This is a genomic window from Aeoliella mucimassa (assembly GCF_007748035.1).
Taxonomy (GTDB): domain Bacteria; phylum Planctomycetota; class Planctomycetia; order Pirellulales; family Lacipirellulaceae; genus Aeoliella; species Aeoliella mucimassa.
On sequence record NZ_CP036278.1, the window covers coordinates 6,170,433 to 6,187,989 of the forward strand.

11 protein-coding genes and 1 pseudogene are annotated in these 17,557 nt (G+C 60.4%); 6 read left to right on the forward strand and 6 right to left on the reverse strand.

The window, feature by feature from the left end:
* Positions 1-148: 148 nt before the first annotated feature.
* Positions 149-7,180: an excinuclease ABC subunit UvrA gene (gene uvrA, locus Pan181_RS24270; RefSeq protein WP_145251339.1), complete on the reverse strand. Its 7,032-nt coding sequence runs from the start codon at positions 7,178-7,180 to the stop codon at positions 149-151.
* 89 nt (positions 7,181-7,269) lie between these two features.
* Between uvrA and Pan181_RS24275 the strand changes: the two genes are divergently transcribed.
* The 3 genes from Pan181_RS24275 to Pan181_RS24285 all read left to right on the forward strand — a co-directional run bounded on the left by Pan181_RS24275 (position 7,270) and on the right by Pan181_RS24285 (position 9,728).
* Positions 7,270-7,977: an SGNH/GDSL hydrolase family protein gene (locus Pan181_RS24275; protein WP_197528661.1), complete on the forward strand. Its 708-nt coding sequence runs from the start codon at positions 7,270-7,272 to the stop codon at positions 7,975-7,977.
* 65 nt (positions 7,978-8,042) lie between these two features.
* Positions 8,043-8,918 (forward strand): class I SAM-dependent methyltransferase, encoded by an 876-nt coding sequence (locus Pan181_RS24280; RefSeq protein ID WP_145251343.1) that lies wholly within the window; start codon positions 8,043-8,045, stop codon positions 8,916-8,918.
* Positions 8,919-9,131: 213 nt separating this feature from the next.
* The gene (locus Pan181_RS24285; protein WP_145251345.1) at positions 9,132-9,728 is read left to right on the forward strand and encodes an SMI1/KNR4 family protein; all 597 of its coding nucleotides are present in this window, start codon (positions 9,132-9,134) and stop codon (positions 9,726-9,728) included.
* 37 nt (positions 9,729-9,765) lie between these two features.
* Here Pan181_RS24285 and Pan181_RS26720 read toward each other — a convergent pair.
* The 3 genes and pseudogenes from Pan181_RS26720 to Pan181_RS24300 all read right to left on the reverse strand — a co-directional run bounded on the left by Pan181_RS26720 (position 9,766) and on the right by Pan181_RS24300 (position 13,331).
* A pseudogene (locus Pan181_RS26720) lies at positions 9,766-10,299 on the reverse strand (MgtC/SapB family protein).
* Between the two features lie 48 nt (positions 10,300-10,347).
* The gene (locus tag Pan181_RS24295; RefSeq protein WP_145251347.1) at positions 10,348-11,649 is read right to left on the reverse strand and encodes a DUF1501 domain-containing protein; all 1,302 of its coding nucleotides are present in this window, start codon (positions 11,647-11,649) and stop codon (positions 10,348-10,350) included.
* 53 nt (positions 11,650-11,702) lie between these two features.
* Positions 11,703-13,331, reverse strand: coding sequence for a DUF1549 domain-containing protein (locus Pan181_RS24300; protein WP_197528663.1), 1,629 nt, complete (start codon positions 13,329-13,331; stop codon positions 11,703-11,705).
* Positions 13,332-13,904: 573 nt separating this feature from the next.
* On the opposite strand from Pan181_RS24300, the gene Pan181_RS24305 reads away from it, so the two are divergent.
* Positions 13,905-14,489, forward strand: coding sequence for an ankyrin repeat domain-containing protein (locus tag Pan181_RS24305; RefSeq protein WP_145251351.1), 585 nt, complete (start codon positions 13,905-13,907; stop codon positions 14,487-14,489).
* A gap of 32 nt (positions 14,490-14,521) precedes the next feature.
* Here Pan181_RS24305 and Pan181_RS24310 read toward each other — a convergent pair whose 3' ends face one another.
* A complete protein-coding gene (locus Pan181_RS24310; protein ID WP_145251353.1) occupies positions 14,522-15,037 on the reverse strand; it encodes a thioredoxin family protein in 516 nt (171 codons plus the stop codon).
* 222 nt (positions 15,038-15,259) lie between these two features.
* On the opposite strand from Pan181_RS24310, the gene Pan181_RS24315 reads away from it, so the two are divergent.
* Together Pan181_RS24315 and Pan181_RS26380 are read left to right on the forward strand one after the other, a co-directional pair.
* Positions 15,260-15,934, forward strand: a complete 675-nt coding sequence (locus Pan181_RS24315; protein WP_145251355.1) for a hypothetical protein — start codon at positions 15,260-15,262, stop codon at positions 15,932-15,934.
* 141 nt (positions 15,935-16,075) lie between these two features.
* Positions 16,076-16,540 (forward strand): hypothetical protein, encoded by a 465-nt coding sequence (locus Pan181_RS26380; RefSeq protein ID WP_197528664.1) that lies wholly within the window; start codon positions 16,076-16,078, stop codon positions 16,538-16,540.
* A 47-nt stretch (positions 16,541-16,587) separates the two neighbouring features.
* Here the strand turns inward: Pan181_RS26380 and Pan181_RS24325 are convergent, their stop codons facing one another.
* The gene (locus tag Pan181_RS24325) at positions 16,588-17,526 is read right to left on the reverse strand and encodes an SHD1 domain-containing protein (RefSeq protein ID WP_145251359.1); all 939 of its coding nucleotides are present in this window, start codon (positions 17,524-17,526) and stop codon (positions 16,588-16,590) included.
* Positions 17,527-17,557: the final 31 nt, after the last annotated feature.

A 17,557-nucleotide genomic window follows, 5' to 3' on the forward strand; every position in this document is an offset into this window, starting at 1 on the left:
CGCATCGGACGTTTCGACGCAGCAATCCTAGTATTGCACTATAGGCAAAATTAGGCGATCTGCTCACTTCATGCGGCTTTTCCCAGTGTGCTTTCAGGAACCCCAGTGAGCGTATCCGCCCACCGCGTGCAACTCTGTGCGGTTAATTCTACCCCACACCTGCGCCTTGCACGACGTCCAAATGCTCGCGGAGAAATCCCTCGAGATCCCCCCGATGCAGGTCGTCGAGCGAGGTGAAGTGCAACCGTACTCGGTCGCGCTGATCCCCTTCGTTGTCGAGCATTTGCTCCGACCCTAAATCGGTGACACGCCCTAACTGAAACGCCCCCTTCGGCCCGTTGAGCACCAGCTCGACGTTCTCGGGTCGCTTGGTCACCACCGTCGCCCACGGCTCCTTCGAGCCCGGCGCCATGAGGTGCACAAGTACCTTGTTGTTCCAGAGGAACTGCCCCTTGGGAGCAACCGCGTGGAGCATCTCGAACAGCTCCTCAAGCATTTCCACTGGCCAGGCGACCTTCTTGCCGGGAGCAAACCCCTTACGCGTGGTATGCCATTTCTGGCCGAGTACCTTCCAGGGCATCAGATCTTCGGGGTTCTTCTCTTTACGCTTGGTGAAGCTATCGAAACCTTCGACCGCCCGCTTGAGGAACTTCCAGAACTCCGGCTTATCGATTTCCTCGAACGTGTGCACGGCCAGTTGCACTTCTTGCCAGGGACCAGTGAGGTTCTTGCACTTCACCCGGGGGCCACTGCCATAGGCTTCCACGTCGTCCAGATCGTTCAGCGGAGGTAAGTTGATATCGGCCAACAGCTTATCGCGATCGAAGGTCCGCTTTGCAGCGCGAAACTTCATTTTCAGTAGCCACTTCTCCGCGGTGATCGCGTGGAAGAACCAACCATCGCTCTTCGTATGGCCTGTCACCTCGACAACTGAACGGTGATTCCAGTTCGTGGGGGCGAAGTCGCCCAGTTCGTGAATCTCGCGCTCGACGCGTTCGAGGATCTCTCCTTCCCATCGGCAGGCGTCGCCATCGCGGGCGACGCGTTCCACCGTGTGCCAGTGACGGCCGTCGACCTCCCAGGGCATCTTGGTGTTCTCGCCCACCTTATCGAGATCCACATCCCCTTCGCGTTCCGCTTCGGCCGCATACGGATCGTATACCTTACGCTTCTCGTAAGGGCCGGCCTCGAGCATCGGTTGCAGTGCGATGCCGGTGTAGGAGATCGGCGGTGCCTTCTTCTTAGACTTCTTGCCGTTCTGCTGCTTGGCATACTCCACCAGCATCTCAGGCGTGCCGCAATGCACGACTTCGCCGCCTCCTCGGCCAGCTTCGGGGCCGATGTCGATGAGCCAGTCGCAAGTCTTGATCACGTCGAGGTTGTGTTCGATCACCACCACCGTGTTGCCAAGGTCCACGAGTCGATGCAACACATCCAGCAGCTTTGCCAGGTCGTCGAAGTGCAGACCGGTCGTCGGTTCGTCGAGCAGATAGAGCGTTTGCCCAGTGTCGGGGCGGGCGAGTTCGGCGGCCAGCTTCACCCGCTGGGCTTCACCGCCCGAGAGCGTGGGAGCGCTCTGCCCCAGCGTAAGGTAGTCGAGTCCGACGTCGCATAGCGTTTGCAGCACGCGGCGAATTTTGGGGATGTTCTCAAACAGCTCCAGGCCTTCGCGGCAACTCATCGCCAGCACGTCGGCAATCGTCTTGCCGCGATACTTCACGCTGAGCGTATCGGGGTTGTAGCGTTTGCCGCCACACGTCTCGCAGGTGATCCACACGTCGGGCAGGAAGTGCATTTCAACGCAGTACTCGCCAGCCCCTTCGCAGGCATCGCACCGCCCGCCGGCCACGTTGAAGCTAAACTGCCGCGCGGTGTAGCCGCGGAGCTTCGAGGCAGGCAGCTGCGCGAACAGTTGCCGGATCAGATCGAACACTCCGGTGTAGGTCGCCGGATTCGAAGTCGGCGTGTTGCCGAGCGGTTGCTGATCGACTCGAATCACCTTATTGATGCGTTCCAGCCCCTCGATTGCGTCGTGAGCGCCAGGCACTGTGCTGGCTCGATGCAACGACCGCGCGAGCGTGTTGTACAGCACGTCTTCTACCAGCGAACTCTTGCCGCTTCCCGACACGCCAGTCACTGCGGTGAGCGTACCGAGCGGAATATCGACCGAGATGTTCTTCAGGTTGTTGTGGCGGGCTCCAATGATCGACAGCGTCGACGTCGGCGGAGTAAAGGTCACCGAGTGGGGCCGCTCGCTCTTGCCCTTGGGCTCGCTATACTCCACGCTCTCGATGCGACGATTGCTGGGGATGGCGATCGCTTTCTTACCGCTCAGGTAAGGCCCAGTCACGCTGGCTCGTTTCTTCGCGACCTGGGCAGGAGTACCACGGGCGACGATGTCGCCACCTAGCCGTCCGGCCGCGGGGCCGAAGTCGAGCAGCGAGTCGGCACTCTCGACCACCTCGCGGTCGTGTTCGACCACCAGCAGCGTGTTGCCCAGATTTCGCAGCTTGTGCAATGCAGCAATCAAGCGGGTGTTGTCGCGGGGATGCAGACCGATGGTCGGCTCGTCGAGCACGTACAACACGCCGACCAGGCCGCTACCGACCTGGCTGGCCAGGCGAATGCGTTGCGACTCGCCGCCCGAGAGGGTCGGCGCACTGCGGCCGATGGTCAGGTAGTCGAGCCCAACATCCACCAGGAAGGTGAGCCGATTCGCAACTTCCTTCACCAGCTCGCCGGCAACCTTCTTCTCGCGAGCGTTGAGCTTCCACTTGTTGACCGTGTCGAGCAACTCGCCGAGCGGGGTCCGCGTGATCTGATCGATGGTCTGATCGTGGAACCGCACCGCGGCCGCGTCGTCGCGCAGCCGGCTACCACCGCACTCGCTACATTCGATCTCGCCCACCAGGTCTTCGAGTGCACCGCGCAGTCGCTGCGATAGTCGCGAGGCTTCTTCCAGCGCGGGGTAGAGTCCCTTGAACTGGTACTTGAACTGCGGACCGCCCTTCCCTCCAGAGTCGCTGGCTCCCACTTCGATCCATTCGTTCTCGGTACCGTACAGCACGACTCGCCGCTGCTTGGCGCTGAGCTTGCTGAACGGCACGTCGACCGGCACGCCGGTGTGTCGGCTTAGTCCTTCGAGCATCGCCTGCGACACTGGCAGACTCACGTTCGGCCACAGTAGCACCGCTCCATTGGCAAGCGTTAGCTCTTCGTCACGCAGCAAGGCCGATAAGTTGGCCCCGACTTGAGTCCCCAGTCCTTCGCACGCACCGCACCAGCCGAGCGAGCTATTGAACGAGAAGCTATGCGGGGTGAGTTGCGTGAAGCTGCGACCGCACGACTCGCACACCAGGTGCTGGCTGTGGGTCTTGGTTCGCCAACGAGGCTCCGATTGATCGTCCTGCACGTAGGCGACTCGCATCACCCCTTTGCCGACCGCCAGGGCGTTCTCGATGCTCTCGGCCAGTCGCCCGCGACCTTCCTTCCTGATGGTCACGCGGTCGATCACTACTTCGACCTCATGCTTCCGTCGGCGGGTGAGGGTTGGCACTTCGTCGAGCGAGTGAGTGGTGCCATCGATCCGCACCCTCAGGTACCCCTGCTCGCTGAGCGACGCCCACAGCTTGTCGTATTCGTCGCCGACTTCCACGTCGACCGGGGCCAGCAGATAGAGCTTGGTTCCCTCCGGCTCGGAAATCACTTTGTCCACGATGTTGTCGACCGTCTGCGTGCCGACAGCAATCTCGCACTCGGGGCAATGCAACGTACCAAGCCGAGCGAACAGCACCCGGAAGTAATCGTAAATTTCGGTGACCGTACCAACCGTCGAACGCGGAGTGTGCCCCGTATTGCGTTGCTCGATGGCAATCGCCGGCGAGAGTCCTTCGATGTGTTCCAGTGCAGGCTTCTGCATCTGCCCCACGAACTGGCGGGCGTAGCTGCTCAGGCTTTCGACGTACCGACGCTGCCCCTCGGCATAGATCGTATCCATCGCCAGCGAGGTCTTGCCCGAACCGCTCGGCCCGCAGCAAACCGTGAATTGCTCGCGGGGGATCTTCACATCCACTCGGCGGAGGTTGTGCTGCTCGGCACCACGGACTTCGATGAACTTTGCCTCCTTCACCGTGCCGGCAGTCGCCTTCTTGGCTTTGACGATCGACGTGTGTGTGCCATCGAGAATCGGGCCGAGGGCCTCGCCGGTGTGCGATCGCATGGCCTCGTCGCCCCGCTTCGACTTGCGCGTTTGGGCGTATTCGGCGACCTGCTCGGGCGTGCCGGCCACGACGACCTTACCGCCATCGCGGCCCCCTTCGGGACCGATGTCGATCAGCCAGTCGGCGGTCTTGATCACGTCGAGATTGTGCTCGACCACCAGCACCGTATTGCCGGCGTCGACAAAGTCGTGCAGCACCTGGAGTAGCAGTTCGATGTCGGCAAAGTGCAAACCGGTGGTCGGCTCGTCGAGCACGTATAATGTTTTGCCCGTCGACTTTTTCACCAACTCGCGGGCGAGTTTCACCCGCTGGGCTTCACCGCCGGAGAGTGTCGGCGAAGGCTGACCGAGCTTCAGGTAATCGAGTCCCACCGCGTGCAAGGTCTGCAGCTTATCGGCAATCGGAGGAATGGCTTCGAAGTGCGCGAGCGCTTCCTGAATGTCCATCTCCAGCACGTCCGAGATGCTCTTCTCTTTGTACTGCACGGCCAACGTTTCGCGATTGAACCGATGCCCTTCGCACACCGGGCAGGTCACCCAGATGTCGGCCAGGAAGTCCATCTCGAGCTTGTTCGCCCCGTTGCCGTCGCAGGCTTCGCAGCGGCCGCCATTCACATTAAAGCTGAACCGCCCTGGCTTGTAGCCGCGCCGCTTCGACTCGGGCAGCTGAGCGTAGAGCTTGCGGATTTCGTCGAACACTTTGATGTAGGTCGCCGGATTCGAACGCGGCGTGCGGCCGATCGGCGATTGATCGATCGAAATCACCTTGTCGAGATTGTCGAGTCCTTCGATGGCGTCGTGTGCGCCGGGCTCGCCTTTGCCGTTCATCAGATCGCGTCGCAACGCTTCCATCAGAATGTCGGAGACCAGCGAACTCTTGCCCGAGCCGCTCACGCCGGTCACGCATACAAACTTGCCGAGCGGCACCTCGAAGTCGACTCCTTTCAGGTTGTTGTGCCGAGCGTTGAGGATGCTCAGCATCGGGGTCGCTTCGGTCTCGTCTTGGGCTTCAGAAGCAGCCACTACTTCGCGGCGGGTCTCTGGAACCGGGATCTCCCGCCGGCCCGACAGAAACGCTCCAGTTACGCTCTTTTTGCTTTTGGCGATTTGCTCCGAGGTGCCAGTGGCGACGACGTAGCCCCCTTTCACGCCGGGGCCGGGGCCGAAGTCGACCAGGTAATCGGCCGCCCGCATGGTGTCTTCGTCATGCTCGACCACGACGACCGTGTTGCCCATATCACGAAGCTGTTCGAGGGTCGCGAGCAACCGGTCGTTATCGCGGGGATGCAGTCCGATAGAGGGTTCGTCGAGAATGTAGAGCACGCCGACCAGACCGCAACCAATTTGCCCCGCCAGGCGAATACGTTGCGTCTCGCCGCCCGAGAGGGTGGGAGCGGTTCGATTGAGCGAAAGGTACTCGAGCCCCACGTTGGTCAAGAAACCGAGTCGACCACGAATTTCCTTGAGCACTTCGGTCGCGATCAGTGCTTGCGCGCCTTCGAGGGTGAGGTCGGTAAAGAACTCGGCCGCATCGCTGACTGGCAAGTTACAGACATCCGGCAGCGACAGACTCGCGCGGTCGGCGAATCGCGGAGCAGTCGTCGTAAGTCGCACCGAGCGAGCTTGGGCATTGAGTCTGGCGCCGTTGCACTCGGTGCAGCCGAGCACCCGCATGTAGCCTTCGAGTTTCTTGATAAGCGACGAACTCTTCGACGTGCGATACTTGTCCAACAGCTCGGCGATGATGCCTTCGAACTCGCCGCCGTACTTCTGGCTGCTCTTGCCAGCTCGCCAGGTGTAGGTAATGTGCTCGTCGCCGGTGCCCCAGAGCCAAACGTTGCGCAGATCGTCGCTCAGCTCACCCCAGGGAGTTTCGAGTAAGGTGCCTTCTTCCAGCTCCCACTTCCGCTCGATGGTGTCGGCTACCCCCTTGTAGATGTGGCGTTTCCAGCGGCCCAGGTCCTTCCACTTGCCCACCAAGTCGATCGCCCCTTTGGCGAACGAAAGCGTGGGATCGGGCGCGAGCAGCTCGGGATCGAAACTGTAGTACTCGCCGAGCCCGTCGCAGTCGAGGCACATGCCTTGCGGGCTGTTGAAGCTGAACATCTGCGGAGTCGGCTGCTCGAAACTCAGCCCGCAACTGGTGCAGGCGAAGTGACTGGAGAGCACGATGTCGCCTTCGCGCACGCCGACTCGGCGGCGCTTGGTCCGTTTGGCCTTCGGCACCTGCTCGTCTTCGTCCTGTTCGACGGCCACGATCAGGCTGCCTGAGCCGAGCTTCAGGGCGGTGTCGACCGCCTCGCCCAGACGACCTCGCATGGCCGGCCCGGCCGTGATTCGGTCGACGACCACCTCGATATCGTGCCGCATCTGGCGATCGAGCGACTGGTTTTCGGAGAGCGACACGATGTTGCCATCCACCCGCGCCCGCACGTACCCCTGCTTCAGCAGGTCCTCGAACAGGTCGCGGAACTCCCCTTTCTGCTGACGCACTACCGGCGCTAGCACCTTGAACTTGGTCTTCGCCGGGAGCATCGAAATGTGGCCGATGATCTGCTCGCGGGTCTGTGCGGTGATCGGCCGGTCGCACTTTGGGCAGTGCCCTAACCCCACTCGGGCGTACAGCACCCGCAGAAAGTCGTAGATCTCGGTGATCGTTCCGACAGTCGACCGAGGGTTGGTGCCAGACGATTTCTGCGAAATCGAGATCGACGGCGACAATCCACTCAGGTGATCGACGTCGGGTTTCGGCATCTGGCCGAGAAACTGCCGGGCGAAGGTCGACAGGCTCTCGACGTACCGCCGCTGTCCTTCGGCGTACAAAGTATCGAATGCTAGCGAGCTTTTTCCCGAGCCCGAGACGCCCGTCAGACAAATCAGCTTGTTCCGCGGCAACTGCACGTCGACGTCGCGGAGGTTGTGCTCGCGGGCTCCTTTGATCACGATATCGGAAGCGGGCATCGATGGCATCCTTGCGGTTAAGCGGGCTTTTTCGTTGGTGTCGGCGCGAACTAGTCATTATATGGCACTTGTTTATAGGTGGAAACCTTATGATTTACGCGAATCGAGCTTTACCGCGACTACTGCTGTTTTCCCTGCTATTCACGCTGCCTGTTGGCCAGATGTGGGCGGCCGAAAACGTGCCTTGGGCCAAAGAAATGGCCGAGTTCGCGAAGCAGGACACCGAGCAATCGCCCGCCGAAGGGGGGGTAGTGTTCGTCGGCAGCTCCAGCATCCGGCTGTGGGATCTCCCCAAATCGCTCCCCGACATGGAGCCCGCCCCACTGAACCGCGGCTTCGGCGGCTCGCAGCTCAGCGATTCGATTCGCAACGTCGAGCTGCTGGTGCTCAAGCACAAGCCGCAGACGGTGATCATCTACGCTGGCGACAACGACCTGGCAGGTGGTAAGTCGGCCGAGCGAGTGGGCGACGACTTTGGCAAGCTGGTCAAGCTGATCCACGAAGCCCTGCCCGAAACCAAGATCGGGTACATCGCGATCAAGCCGAGCATCTCCCGCTGGCGCCTGGCCGAAACCATTCAGGACGCCAACGCCCGCATCGCCAAGCAGTGCGAAGCCGAGGACTGGCTGACCTACATCGACGTCTGGAATCCGATGCTCGACGACCAAGGCAAGCCGCGTGAGGAGCTGTTCCGCAACGACGGTCTGCACCTGAACGACAAAGGCTACGAGCTGTGGACCTCGCTGGTAAAACCGCTGCTGCCGGAAGACGAAGCCGACGCGAAGTCCGACCAGTAGTGCTTCGCTACCCGTTCGTTTGATGGTTTGCCTCCCGTTCTCTCGGCTACGTTTCGTTTTCATTTATGACGCACTGGGCGGATTACGAACTGCTGGACTTCGGCGATGGGCGTAAGCTCGAACGGTTTGGCACGCTGCGGTTCGACCGCCCAGCTCCGCAGGCGGAAACGAAGCATGTGCTCGACAAGACCGCCTGGAGCGAAGCGGTTGCTCGCTACACCGGCGATCGCATGACCGAAGGTCGCTGGAAGCGATTGCCAGCGGCCAAGACCGAACTGCCATCGACCATTGCCATTCCGCTCGACGAGCAGCGATCCTTTCGCATGGCAGTCGACTGCCTGCCGACTGGACAGGTCGGCTTGTTCCCCGAGCAATTCGACAACTGGCGATGGATCGCCCGTCAGGCGACTCGCACCGGGCAACCTTGTCGGGTGCTGAACCTGTTCGGCTACACCGGCGGTAGCACCCTGGCGGCGGCTGCCGCTGGGGCCGAGGTCACCCATGTCGACGCTTCGAAACCCTCGGTCGCGACGGCCCGCGCGAATGCCGAGGCTTCGGGCCTCGGCGATGCGCCGATCCGCTGGATCGTTGAAGACGCAGTGAAGTACTGCCGGCGTGAGCTCAAGCGTGGCAACCAGTACCACGGCGTCGTGCTCGATCCTCCCAGCTACGGGCACGGGCCCAAAGGCGAGGACTGGCGTCTGGCCCGCGACCTGCCGAAGCTGCTCGAGCTGATTCGCGAACTCACGCACGACGCACGTCGATTCGTGGTCGCTACGTGCCACACGCCAGGCGTCGGCCCGGCCGAACTCGCGGCCTATCTGTCCGACGGGCTGTTCGGACACTGCGGTCAGCCACCGGCCAGCGGCCCACTGTACCTGGCGACCTCCACGAACCGCCGCCTCGAAAGCGGTGTCTATGCCCGTTGGCCCAACCTATAATTGAGTCGAACCGTCGATTCCTCCCGCGAGTTTGTCATGAACACCGCCAGGCAGAACAGCGGAAACTGGCGGAGCATTAGATTGTTGTTAGCGTTACACTTGCATCAAAGCACGGCGCTTTCACTCACAACTACTACTCCCGTTCCCAAGCTATAGTTTCAACAAATAGCCAGCGTCCCCGCCTTTCGATCCCGCGTCCCCTCCTGAGCCCTGATGAATTCCAATCAATTGCTGCAACACGCAATCGCTCATCTTGAGTCGCTCGGTATCGAGGTCGAGTTTACGCAGGCTGCGGCTATCGAACTGGCTGAGATCAAGGCGTTCGAAGCCGAGCTTGGCTTTCGGCTGCCGGCCGACCTGGCGGAGTTCTATACCAGCTGCAGCAACGGGTTCACCATGGCCTGGGAGGACACTCCGCAGGGGGTGTGGGGCAACGCCTACCTTCCTGAGCTTCAGGAGCTCCGCCTGCTGCGGCAGCGTTGGTGCACCGATCAATTAGGGTTTACTCATTACCATCAGGTCTCCTTCGAGCAGTGCAATGCGCCGAACCTGTACCATTGGCTCCCTCTGATCGAAGAGGAAAACGGCGATCAAATCTGTGTCGACTGTCAGCATCAGACCGTCACTTACTGGAGTCATGAATCAGGCGACGACCTGGTGACCCTCGAAGCTTCGTTCACCATTTGGCTCGACCAACGAGCGCGGCATTGTTTTCAGATTCCGCCCGACTTGTACTGGCCCTCGATCGCTAACGGCCGCGGAGTCGACTGGAGCAGCGACGAGTTCGACTCGAAGTACGTCTGGGGGTAACGCTCCGTCGCGCGAGCGAAGAGCATTCTCGCTCGGCTTAAGGAGGATGATCCTTTAGTTCGCTTGCCGCGTGGTGTTTCTTATGAGCAGCATCCATTCGCTTCTCAATCGGTTTTAGCACCACCAGAATGATGATGGCCACAATCATGCCGGCCACCATCAACTCGTAGCGGCCGAACCCGGCAACCGAGCCCAACGCTGCAGCCAACCAAATGCTGCTCGCGGTGGTCAGTCCTTGGATCTTCTGCCGATCTTGCAGTTTCAGGATGGTTCCGGCACCGAGAAAGCCGATGCCCGCGGCGACTCATTGCACCACTCGGGCGGCTGCGTTCGGATCGACCGTTTGCTGCGATCCGCTTGTCGCGATATATAATCCCAGGCTTACAAACATGCTGGCCCCGATGGCGACGACCATGTGGGTTCGCAAGCCGGCCCAGTGTCCCGAAAGCTCGCGTTCGAGCCCCAACACACCGCCAGCCAGCGCGGCCATCGATAGCCGTAGGAGATTATCGCCGAGTAGTAGCATGTCGAAGTTCATAGGATTGCCATTCATGATAGCTCGCTGATCCATGGTCTGGCAAACCACCTCGCGCGTGTTCGGCTTTCGGTTCTCGGTGAGCTAACTCCACAATTCGGTTACTGGTTCTCCTTCGTCCACAAGTCGAATCGGTCGCCCGATCAGGCTCATGTTTTCGTGCGTGTAATCAATGCCCAGCAGCGAGTAGATGCTGGCGAACAACTCCTTGACCTGCACCGGGCGGTCGACCACTTCGGTGCCTGCTGCGTTGGTGCTGCCGATCACCTGCCCGCCGCGAACGCCGCCGCCGGCCAAGGCGACGTTGAACGCCCGCGGGTAGTGATCGCGACCGTTGCGGCCGTTGATCTTCGGAGTCCGCCCGAACTCGCCCATCCACACCACGAGGGTGTTGTCGAGCATGCCGCGTTGGCGAAGATCCGCAATCAACTGAGCCATCGGCTGATCCACCTGGTTGGTAAGCGTTGCGACCCGCTCGAAGTTGTTATCGTGCGTGTCCCATCCCCCCACGTTCACTTCGACGAAGGTCACCCCACGCTCCACGAGCCGGCGGGCCATCAAGCAACTCGCGCCGAAGTCGGTCCGCCCGTACGCGTCGCGCATCTGGTTCGTTTCCCGCTCGATGTCAAAGGCTTCCATCTGCGGGCTCAAGATCATCTCGCTGGCGGCATCCACCAACTTGCGATGGTCGTTCACCAGATCGGTTCCCTCGACCTCGGCAAAGCGATTGTCCAAACCTTGCAGCAACGTTAACCGCCGCTCGTAACGCGATCGCGACGTAGCCGGCGTGCTATTTTGCGGTGGCTTGGTCGCGTTCTGCAGCGTGAGGGGATCGTAGTCGACGCCGAGGAATCCTCCGTTGCCGGTGCCTTGCGACCGCCCGCCGATCCGTACGAAACTCGGCAACTCGCTCGCCGCATCGCCGATCTGATGCACGACATTCGAACCGAGCGTGGGGAACTTCACTCCCCCCATCGGCAAGTACCCGTGGTGCATGTAGAAGCTCGCCCGCGGGTGCGAACCTTCCTTGCTGGTCATCGACCGCACGATGGCGATCTCGTCCATCACGTCGGCGACGCGCGGCAGGTTTTCGGCGATTTGAATGCCGGAGACCGCGGTCGAAATGGCCTTGGTCGCGCCGCCGTTCTCGTGATCGGGCTTGGGGCTGAAGGTCTCGAACTGGCTCGGCCCGCCAGCCATCCACAGCAGAATGCACGCCTTGTTTTGCTTGCGAAGATCACTCGCGGCCAGGCTGAGAGCATCGGTAAAGCTGAGCGCGCCGGCCGCGGTTGCTGCCGCGCCGACCGCTTTGAGAAAGTCGCGTCGCGCAGTGAGACCATGCTTGTTTGCCCGCACGCGAATATGGTGTTGCAGTTGGTACGACATGGCAATGGGTTCGGCTGGGGATTTGGAAAGGGGAATGGCAATGGGCGACGCACTTACTTGCGATACGCGTACTCGGTGGAATTGATGAGCGACCAAAGTAAGTCCTCGTAGGTCTCGGTGCGATCGCCGACCGATTGCTGATAGGCGGACACCTGCGCGAGTTCCTCGGTCGTCGGTTCGCGACAGAGCGTGCGGAGGAACAACTCGCTGGTCACCAGTTCGTCGTCCTCCTCGTCGCGTAACAGTTTGCCGAGCGAGGTCGGACGCAACCGCCGACCTGCCGAGACAGCCGCATTGATTTGCGGTGTATTCATCATCGCCAAGGCTTGTGGAATGCTGCTGGTCACGGTCTCGCGGGGCTCCGAGGGATCGAAGCCAAACGCTACGTCGAAAGCCAAACGCGGAGTTGACTGCACGCCGTAAGCCCGACCGTTTGCGGAGACCATCGAACGAATCGTCGCTTCGTCGAGCTCCAGCGTGGTCAGCAAACTGTTGAAAAGCTGGTCGCCGCGGAGCGGTTGCGCCACGTTGGCCGTGAATGGCACCGCATCGGGCAGGCGACGAGGGCGGGTTTCGCGCTGGTAGGCCTCGGTGCTTAGGATCACCCGCATCAGCCACTTGGGGTTGTACCCGCTGGCGGCAAACTCCTCGCTCAGGTACTCCATCGCCTTGCCACCACTTGGTGTGCGATCGGGTCCGATGTCGTCGACCGGCTCGTAAAATCCCTCGCCCACCAACTCGGCCCACATACGATTCACATACGCCTTGGCAAACCACTCGCTGTCGGTCATCCATTCGGCAATGCGCTCGCGACGCTCCGCATCGCGCGTTCCGAGCGGCACCTCGGCCCCGGTCAGGAAGAACTTCGGCTCCATGCGTGTTCCTTCGGCCGCGGGGTCGTCGAGGTCGGGCATGTAGTGCTCCGGGGTCCCGCGACGGTTCGCGTTGTCGCCACCCCGTCGATTGTTAGCTGGGCTATCGTTGCTCACTACCTCGAAGCTGCGCCGCGTCGTGGAGTTCACTGGGCGGACCGCGGTGCGGGGAAAGAACGCGGCCAGCTCGTGAAACTGCTCTCGCTTCCAGCGATCGTAAGGATGATCGTGACACTGAGCACACTGAATCTGGATGCCGAGGAAGATGCGCGAGATCTCGGCCGTGGTCTCTTCGGTACGACCATCCTGAGCCATCATGATGGCCGTGGCCCCGTTGTCTTGCACGTCGCCAGAGCTAGTGATGAAACGGGTAGCCACTTCGTCCCAGCCGGTGCCCGCGTTCAGCTCATCGGTCAGCAGGGTCACCACCGCGTTGCTCGCAATCACCGCTCGATCTTCAATGCGGCGATACATGATGACGTCGCGCCAGTAGCGAGCCCAGTTCTGCCCGTACTGCTCGCTCGCCAGGAGGTCGCGAATCACCCGGTCGCGTTTGCTGTCGGAAGGATCGAGCAGGAAAGCGGTGACATGCTCGGGCGAGGGGATATCGCCGACCAGGTCCAACCACACCCGCCGCAGGAACGTCGCGTCGTCGGTCTGGGGAGCCAGCTCGACCGAGTCGGTGAATAGCTCCTCGGCCAGCAGGCGATCGACCTCGCGGGCGACGCGCCCAGCGTTGCGCCCCTCGGCCACAGCGGCCGCCGCCATGCACGACACGACACCAGCTACGAGCAAAGCAAATCGGAACATGACAAGGTTCCTGAGTGAGTAGAAGACAAGAACATCCAAAACAGTGGTCAGGCTATCCAACCCCAGGCCGATGCCAAGGGTTCCGCGACCTGCGCATAACCCCTTAGGCGGGAAAATAGATTCCCACGTGGGAACATTGCGATTTCCGCAAGTCGTGAATTGCCAAGGAATTAGGTAATTTCCCAATGTTCCCATTTCCCACATACGATCCGTTGGGAATCTATTCTCGCACCCCTTCGTTGGCCGTAAGTCATTACCACAAAAGCACTTGCATATGTCAGTGGACAGGGAACAGAGCATTATACTTTCCCACCGGTGGGAAACAAAAATCAGGGCTTAAAACAGCGGGCAAATTGAAAATGGGGGAAGGGGAAAGGATAAGCAGCGAGCAGGGACACCCCACACGAACTCCACCAACGCGCAGCACAAAACCACCGACGCAGCGAACCACGACAGCACCTCCCTCACACTCAGTGAACAGGTGTATTGTATCGCAGCAAGTGGCCAATAGCGAGAGAAAAGCGCCAAGATGAGGAGCTTGCCTGCTCTACCTAACTTGCAGAGAATCTCCCCATGCACTCACAGTCGCACCTCGAAGATCTTCGCGAACTAACCGTGGAAGAAGTCCGCGAGTACTGCCAGGCAAATCCTGAATACGTGCACGAAACTGACGGCTCTGGCGAAACGCCTCTGATGTCGGCGTGCCTGCTCGGTAGGACCGAACTCGTTCGCGTGTTGCTGGAGTTCGGGGGGCAGGTAAACTACATCGCCGACGATGGGGACACTCCGCTCAAGATGGCCATCGAAGGTTGCAATGAGCAGAGCTTCAACCGCGAGCTGTTCGACTTGCTCCTGACTGCGGGGGCGAATCCCAATGCAGGGCTTTTTCCGGCATTTCACCTTGCGGTTGGGCGAGGCCTGTACGATGTCGTGCGATTCTTGGCAGAACATGGGGCCGATCCCAACTTGAGGGACGCCGACGATAGCCCTCCGTTGTTCTGGGCCGGCGTCTACAGCAACTCTCCCAACGTAAAAATGATGGGGCTCCTCGTTAACTTAGGAGCCGATATCAATCAGTGCGATGGCGTCGGACGAACGATCGAACAACGTTTCGGCCGCGAAGTGATGATAGAAGTGCAACGACATAGCGAACGATGAGTGCAGCACATCTGCAACGCCCCAGCTCACCGCTACCCCTCTTCGGCAGCCGTCGGAGTTGGCTCCCGAAGTAACTCCAGAAACTCGGCCTTGCTGATTCCCCCGACGCGCCAGCGGAGGGCGTTGCCTGCGGAATCGGTGATGATCGTGATCGGGGTGCCGCGCACATTGTAGCGGGCGACGAGCGATTCATCCTGCGGGTCATCCACGTCGATCATCACCGGCACGAAATCGGCGTTCACCGCGGTCTTCACTTCGTCGTCCGCCCACACTTGCCGCTTCATCACTCGGCAGGGCACGCACCACTGGCCGGTGAAGTAGAGCACCATCGGCTTGCCCGAGGCAGCCGCCTGCTGCTCGGCCGCGGCAAAATTGCCGGCCCAGGCGATGTCGTTGTTCGGCACGTAAAAACAGTACCAGGCGTACGCGAGCGACACGACCAGAAAGGTCAGCCAGAAGCCCCGCCAGAAAGGCGACTTCTTCTTCGACACCGACGACGCGTCCGCGGAATCCTCCTCGGTAGTCGAGGGCGAGGGAGTTTCACTCATGGATTAGGCTCCTGTTCAGCGGGCATCAGGCGTTCAAGCGATCCCTGGATTATCCACTGCAAGCGTTGCTGGTCAACTATTGGTGGTATTTGGCAAGGCGTGGAAGCATCGATCGCTTGCTGGACGAGTCTCCGCTGACCGCGAATGATACAATGACTTGCGTCGGCCAAGCTTGAAACGCCCTCGCCTGCAACGAACGTGAAACAAGTTTACAACAGGTGCATGCCACGCACCCTACAACTTCAGGAGGTCCGCATGCGACAACGCATGACTTTGGTAGCCGCTATAACGCTCGCAGCACTGACTGGAATGCTCACAACACGGGCCGGTGCCGAAGAAGCTGCCGCGACTCCGATAGCCAAGCAAGCAGCCCCGGCCGAGAAGCCGATAACGCTGGAAGAGCTAAACCGCCGCCAAGTGATCGGAAAGCTGGGAATGCCGCTGGGAACGTGCGTCGAGATCCAGGCACAAGTAGTCGCGAATCCAACTCCTAACAAAGGAGCGTACGATCATGACTACTTGCTAAATGTCACCCACGCAAATGGCAAATTGTTACCGCAATCGCAATTGATCGAATTCAGATCGCTAAGACATGCTGATAGTCGCCTTGTGAATGACTCTTTCAGACTCTACGAGATGAAAACGGGACAGAAGGCTCGAAGCCTAAATTCGGAACAGATTGCAGAGCTTGAAAAAGGATACGTCGGCAAAGTCGTCCACTTGGCAGCCTACGAAACAGGAAGCTTCTCAGGCATCCCTCGCAACCTCCCCAGTGAGGTACCAATCTGGCAAGGCCGCGGATACCACTTTAGAAGTTCACTGATCGTGATAGTCGATCGCGATGCCGAGCAAGCACGCAATACCAAGCGGGAGATGATGCTTCGCAAAGGCAGTTAGTCACCCCAAAGCCGATCCATGGTGTATTTCATGCACCCTACGGCCGCTGGTGCCAGCACGAATGACGCTATGAGATTTTACAATGAATCAAGCAGCGTTCGCTTCGCGATTTTGACGGGTGGGGGCAACAAGAGGTTTAAGATGAAGCGAGTTTCCATTGAGCAAATCTTGAGCGGCGATACCATTGCGATATTGAGTCGCGCTAGCGAAGGCTCCTGTGCCTTGCTCGACCCCCATGATATAAGTCGGACGCCATGCTTATTGACCGAGGAGCGCCCGCTGGATCAAGCGATGGTTCGAAGGATGTCGCGATTGCTGCTTGACGACGACTCCTGGTGGTATGTCATGAAGCAATGCCTTCCAAAGCCGACAGCCCTTATGACACTTGGGAGTGCCGATGGCTGGGCGACGCTGCGCATAGGCATGCCCTGCAGCGAATGGCGACTGGAAACTGATGCCGAGCGGCAGTGGGGGTTCTTCGACCCAGTCGCGGGGCAAGTGCGCGAGGTGTTGAAAGCGACCTTCCCTGAGTACGCTTCGGCCCATGCAAAATCGCTCTGGAAAGCGGGAGCGATTAGCGCACTGAGGGCCGCCAGGTCGAGATGATGGATTGCTCTACTGGTGGTGTATTGCATACACCCTACCAATTGTCGCTAACGGCTCACTCGGCGCACCGGGCCGGCGACGTAGCCGGGGTGTTGGGTCAGGGCCATCTGCGTGGCCTGGCGGCTGTCGCGGGCGAAGCCGGTGACCCACAGCGGCGGGCCGTTGTTGCCGGCCGCGGGGTAGAGGGTGACTTCCCACACGCTGGTCACGCCGGCGTCGACCGCCTGCATGCCGAGTTGCAGCTCGGCGATGTGCCGATCGTAGGCTTGCTCTTGACGATAGCGGGCGGCTTCCACCTGCATCTTCAAGGCTTCCTCTTGCTGCTCGTCGAAGTCCTGGTCGGTGTTCGCCGCCAGCCAGGCTTCCCAGCCAGGCTCCAGCACGTTGCGATCTTCCTTGCTGAACAAGAAGAATGGCAGCCCGTATTCGTCGCCGTTCTCTAGCTGCAGCACGACGCCGTCGACGGTGAACTCCTGTGGCTCTCCCTTGCGGCTGGCAAGCCAGGAAGTGAGCGTGCGTTTGTCGGTAACCTTATTGCCTGCGTTGCCGACCACGAGCGGAATGATCTTCTGATAGACCTCCGGCAGGTTGTCGAACATGCGATCGTTCACGTAGATGTTGCCACGGCTACGGCGGAGCACCATCTCTTTGCGGCCGAAGTCGACCAGCCGGCCGGTGATCTGCAGGCCGTTACTTAGGGTCCACTTCTGCAGCTGCCCGCTCGCCTGATCGGCTTCGTCGATCGCTTCTTTCGACGCGAGGTACTGCTGATCGGCTTCCGACAACTTGTCGATGTCGACCGTGCCGAGCGCTTTGTCGCTCTCCCGCTCGATCACGATGTGATGCTCGTCGAACGCGATCAGCGCGGCCTCGACGGTGTACCTGCCGGTCGAGTCGGTCCAGGTTCGCACCTTACCCGCCAGCGCGGTGGAGGTGGCGGCGAGGGAGAGTACAACCAGCGTGGCGAGTGGGGCAAACCGAGGCATGATAGATAGGTGCTTGGTGATTCAGAGAGGT

Excerpts from the sequence above, each read along its gene's own strand:
- uvrA (WP_145251339.1), bottom strand. The coding sequence starts at position 7,180 with ATGCCCGCTTCCGATATCGTGATCAAAGGAGCCCGCGAGCACAACCTC.
- Pan181_RS24275 (WP_197528661.1), top strand. The coding sequence starts at position 7,270 with ATGATTTACGCGAATCGAGCTTTACCGCGACTACTGCTGTTTTCCCTG.
- Pan181_RS24280 (WP_145251343.1), top strand. The coding sequence starts at position 8,043 with ATGACGCACTGGGCGGATTACGAACTGCTGGACTTCGGCGATGGGCGT.
- Pan181_RS24285 (WP_145251345.1), top strand. The coding sequence starts at position 9,132 with ATGAATTCCAATCAATTGCTGCAACACGCAATCGCTCATCTTGAGTCG.
- Pan181_RS24295 (WP_145251347.1), bottom strand. The coding sequence starts at position 11,649 with ATGTCGTACCAACTGCAACACCATATTCGCGTGCGGGCAAACAAGCAT.
- Pan181_RS24300 (WP_197528663.1), bottom strand. The coding sequence starts at position 13,331 with ATGTTCCGATTTGCTTTGCTCGTAGCTGGTGTCGTGTCGTGCATGGCG.
- Pan181_RS24305 (WP_145251351.1), top strand. The coding sequence starts at position 13,905 with ATGCACTCACAGTCGCACCTCGAAGATCTTCGCGAACTAACCGTGGAA.
- Pan181_RS24310 (WP_145251353.1), bottom strand. The coding sequence starts at position 15,037 with ATGAGTGAAACTCCCTCGCCCTCGACTACCGAGGAGGATTCCGCGGAC.
- Pan181_RS24315 (WP_145251355.1), top strand. The coding sequence starts at position 15,260 with ATGCCACGCACCCTACAACTTCAGGAGGTCCGCATGCGACAACGCATG.
- Pan181_RS26380 (WP_197528664.1), top strand. The coding sequence starts at position 16,076 with ATGAAGCGAGTTTCCATTGAGCAAATCTTGAGCGGCGATACCATTGCG.
- Pan181_RS24325 (WP_145251359.1), bottom strand. The coding sequence starts at position 17,526 with ATGCCTCGGTTTGCCCCACTCGCCACGCTGGTTGTACTCTCCCTCGCC.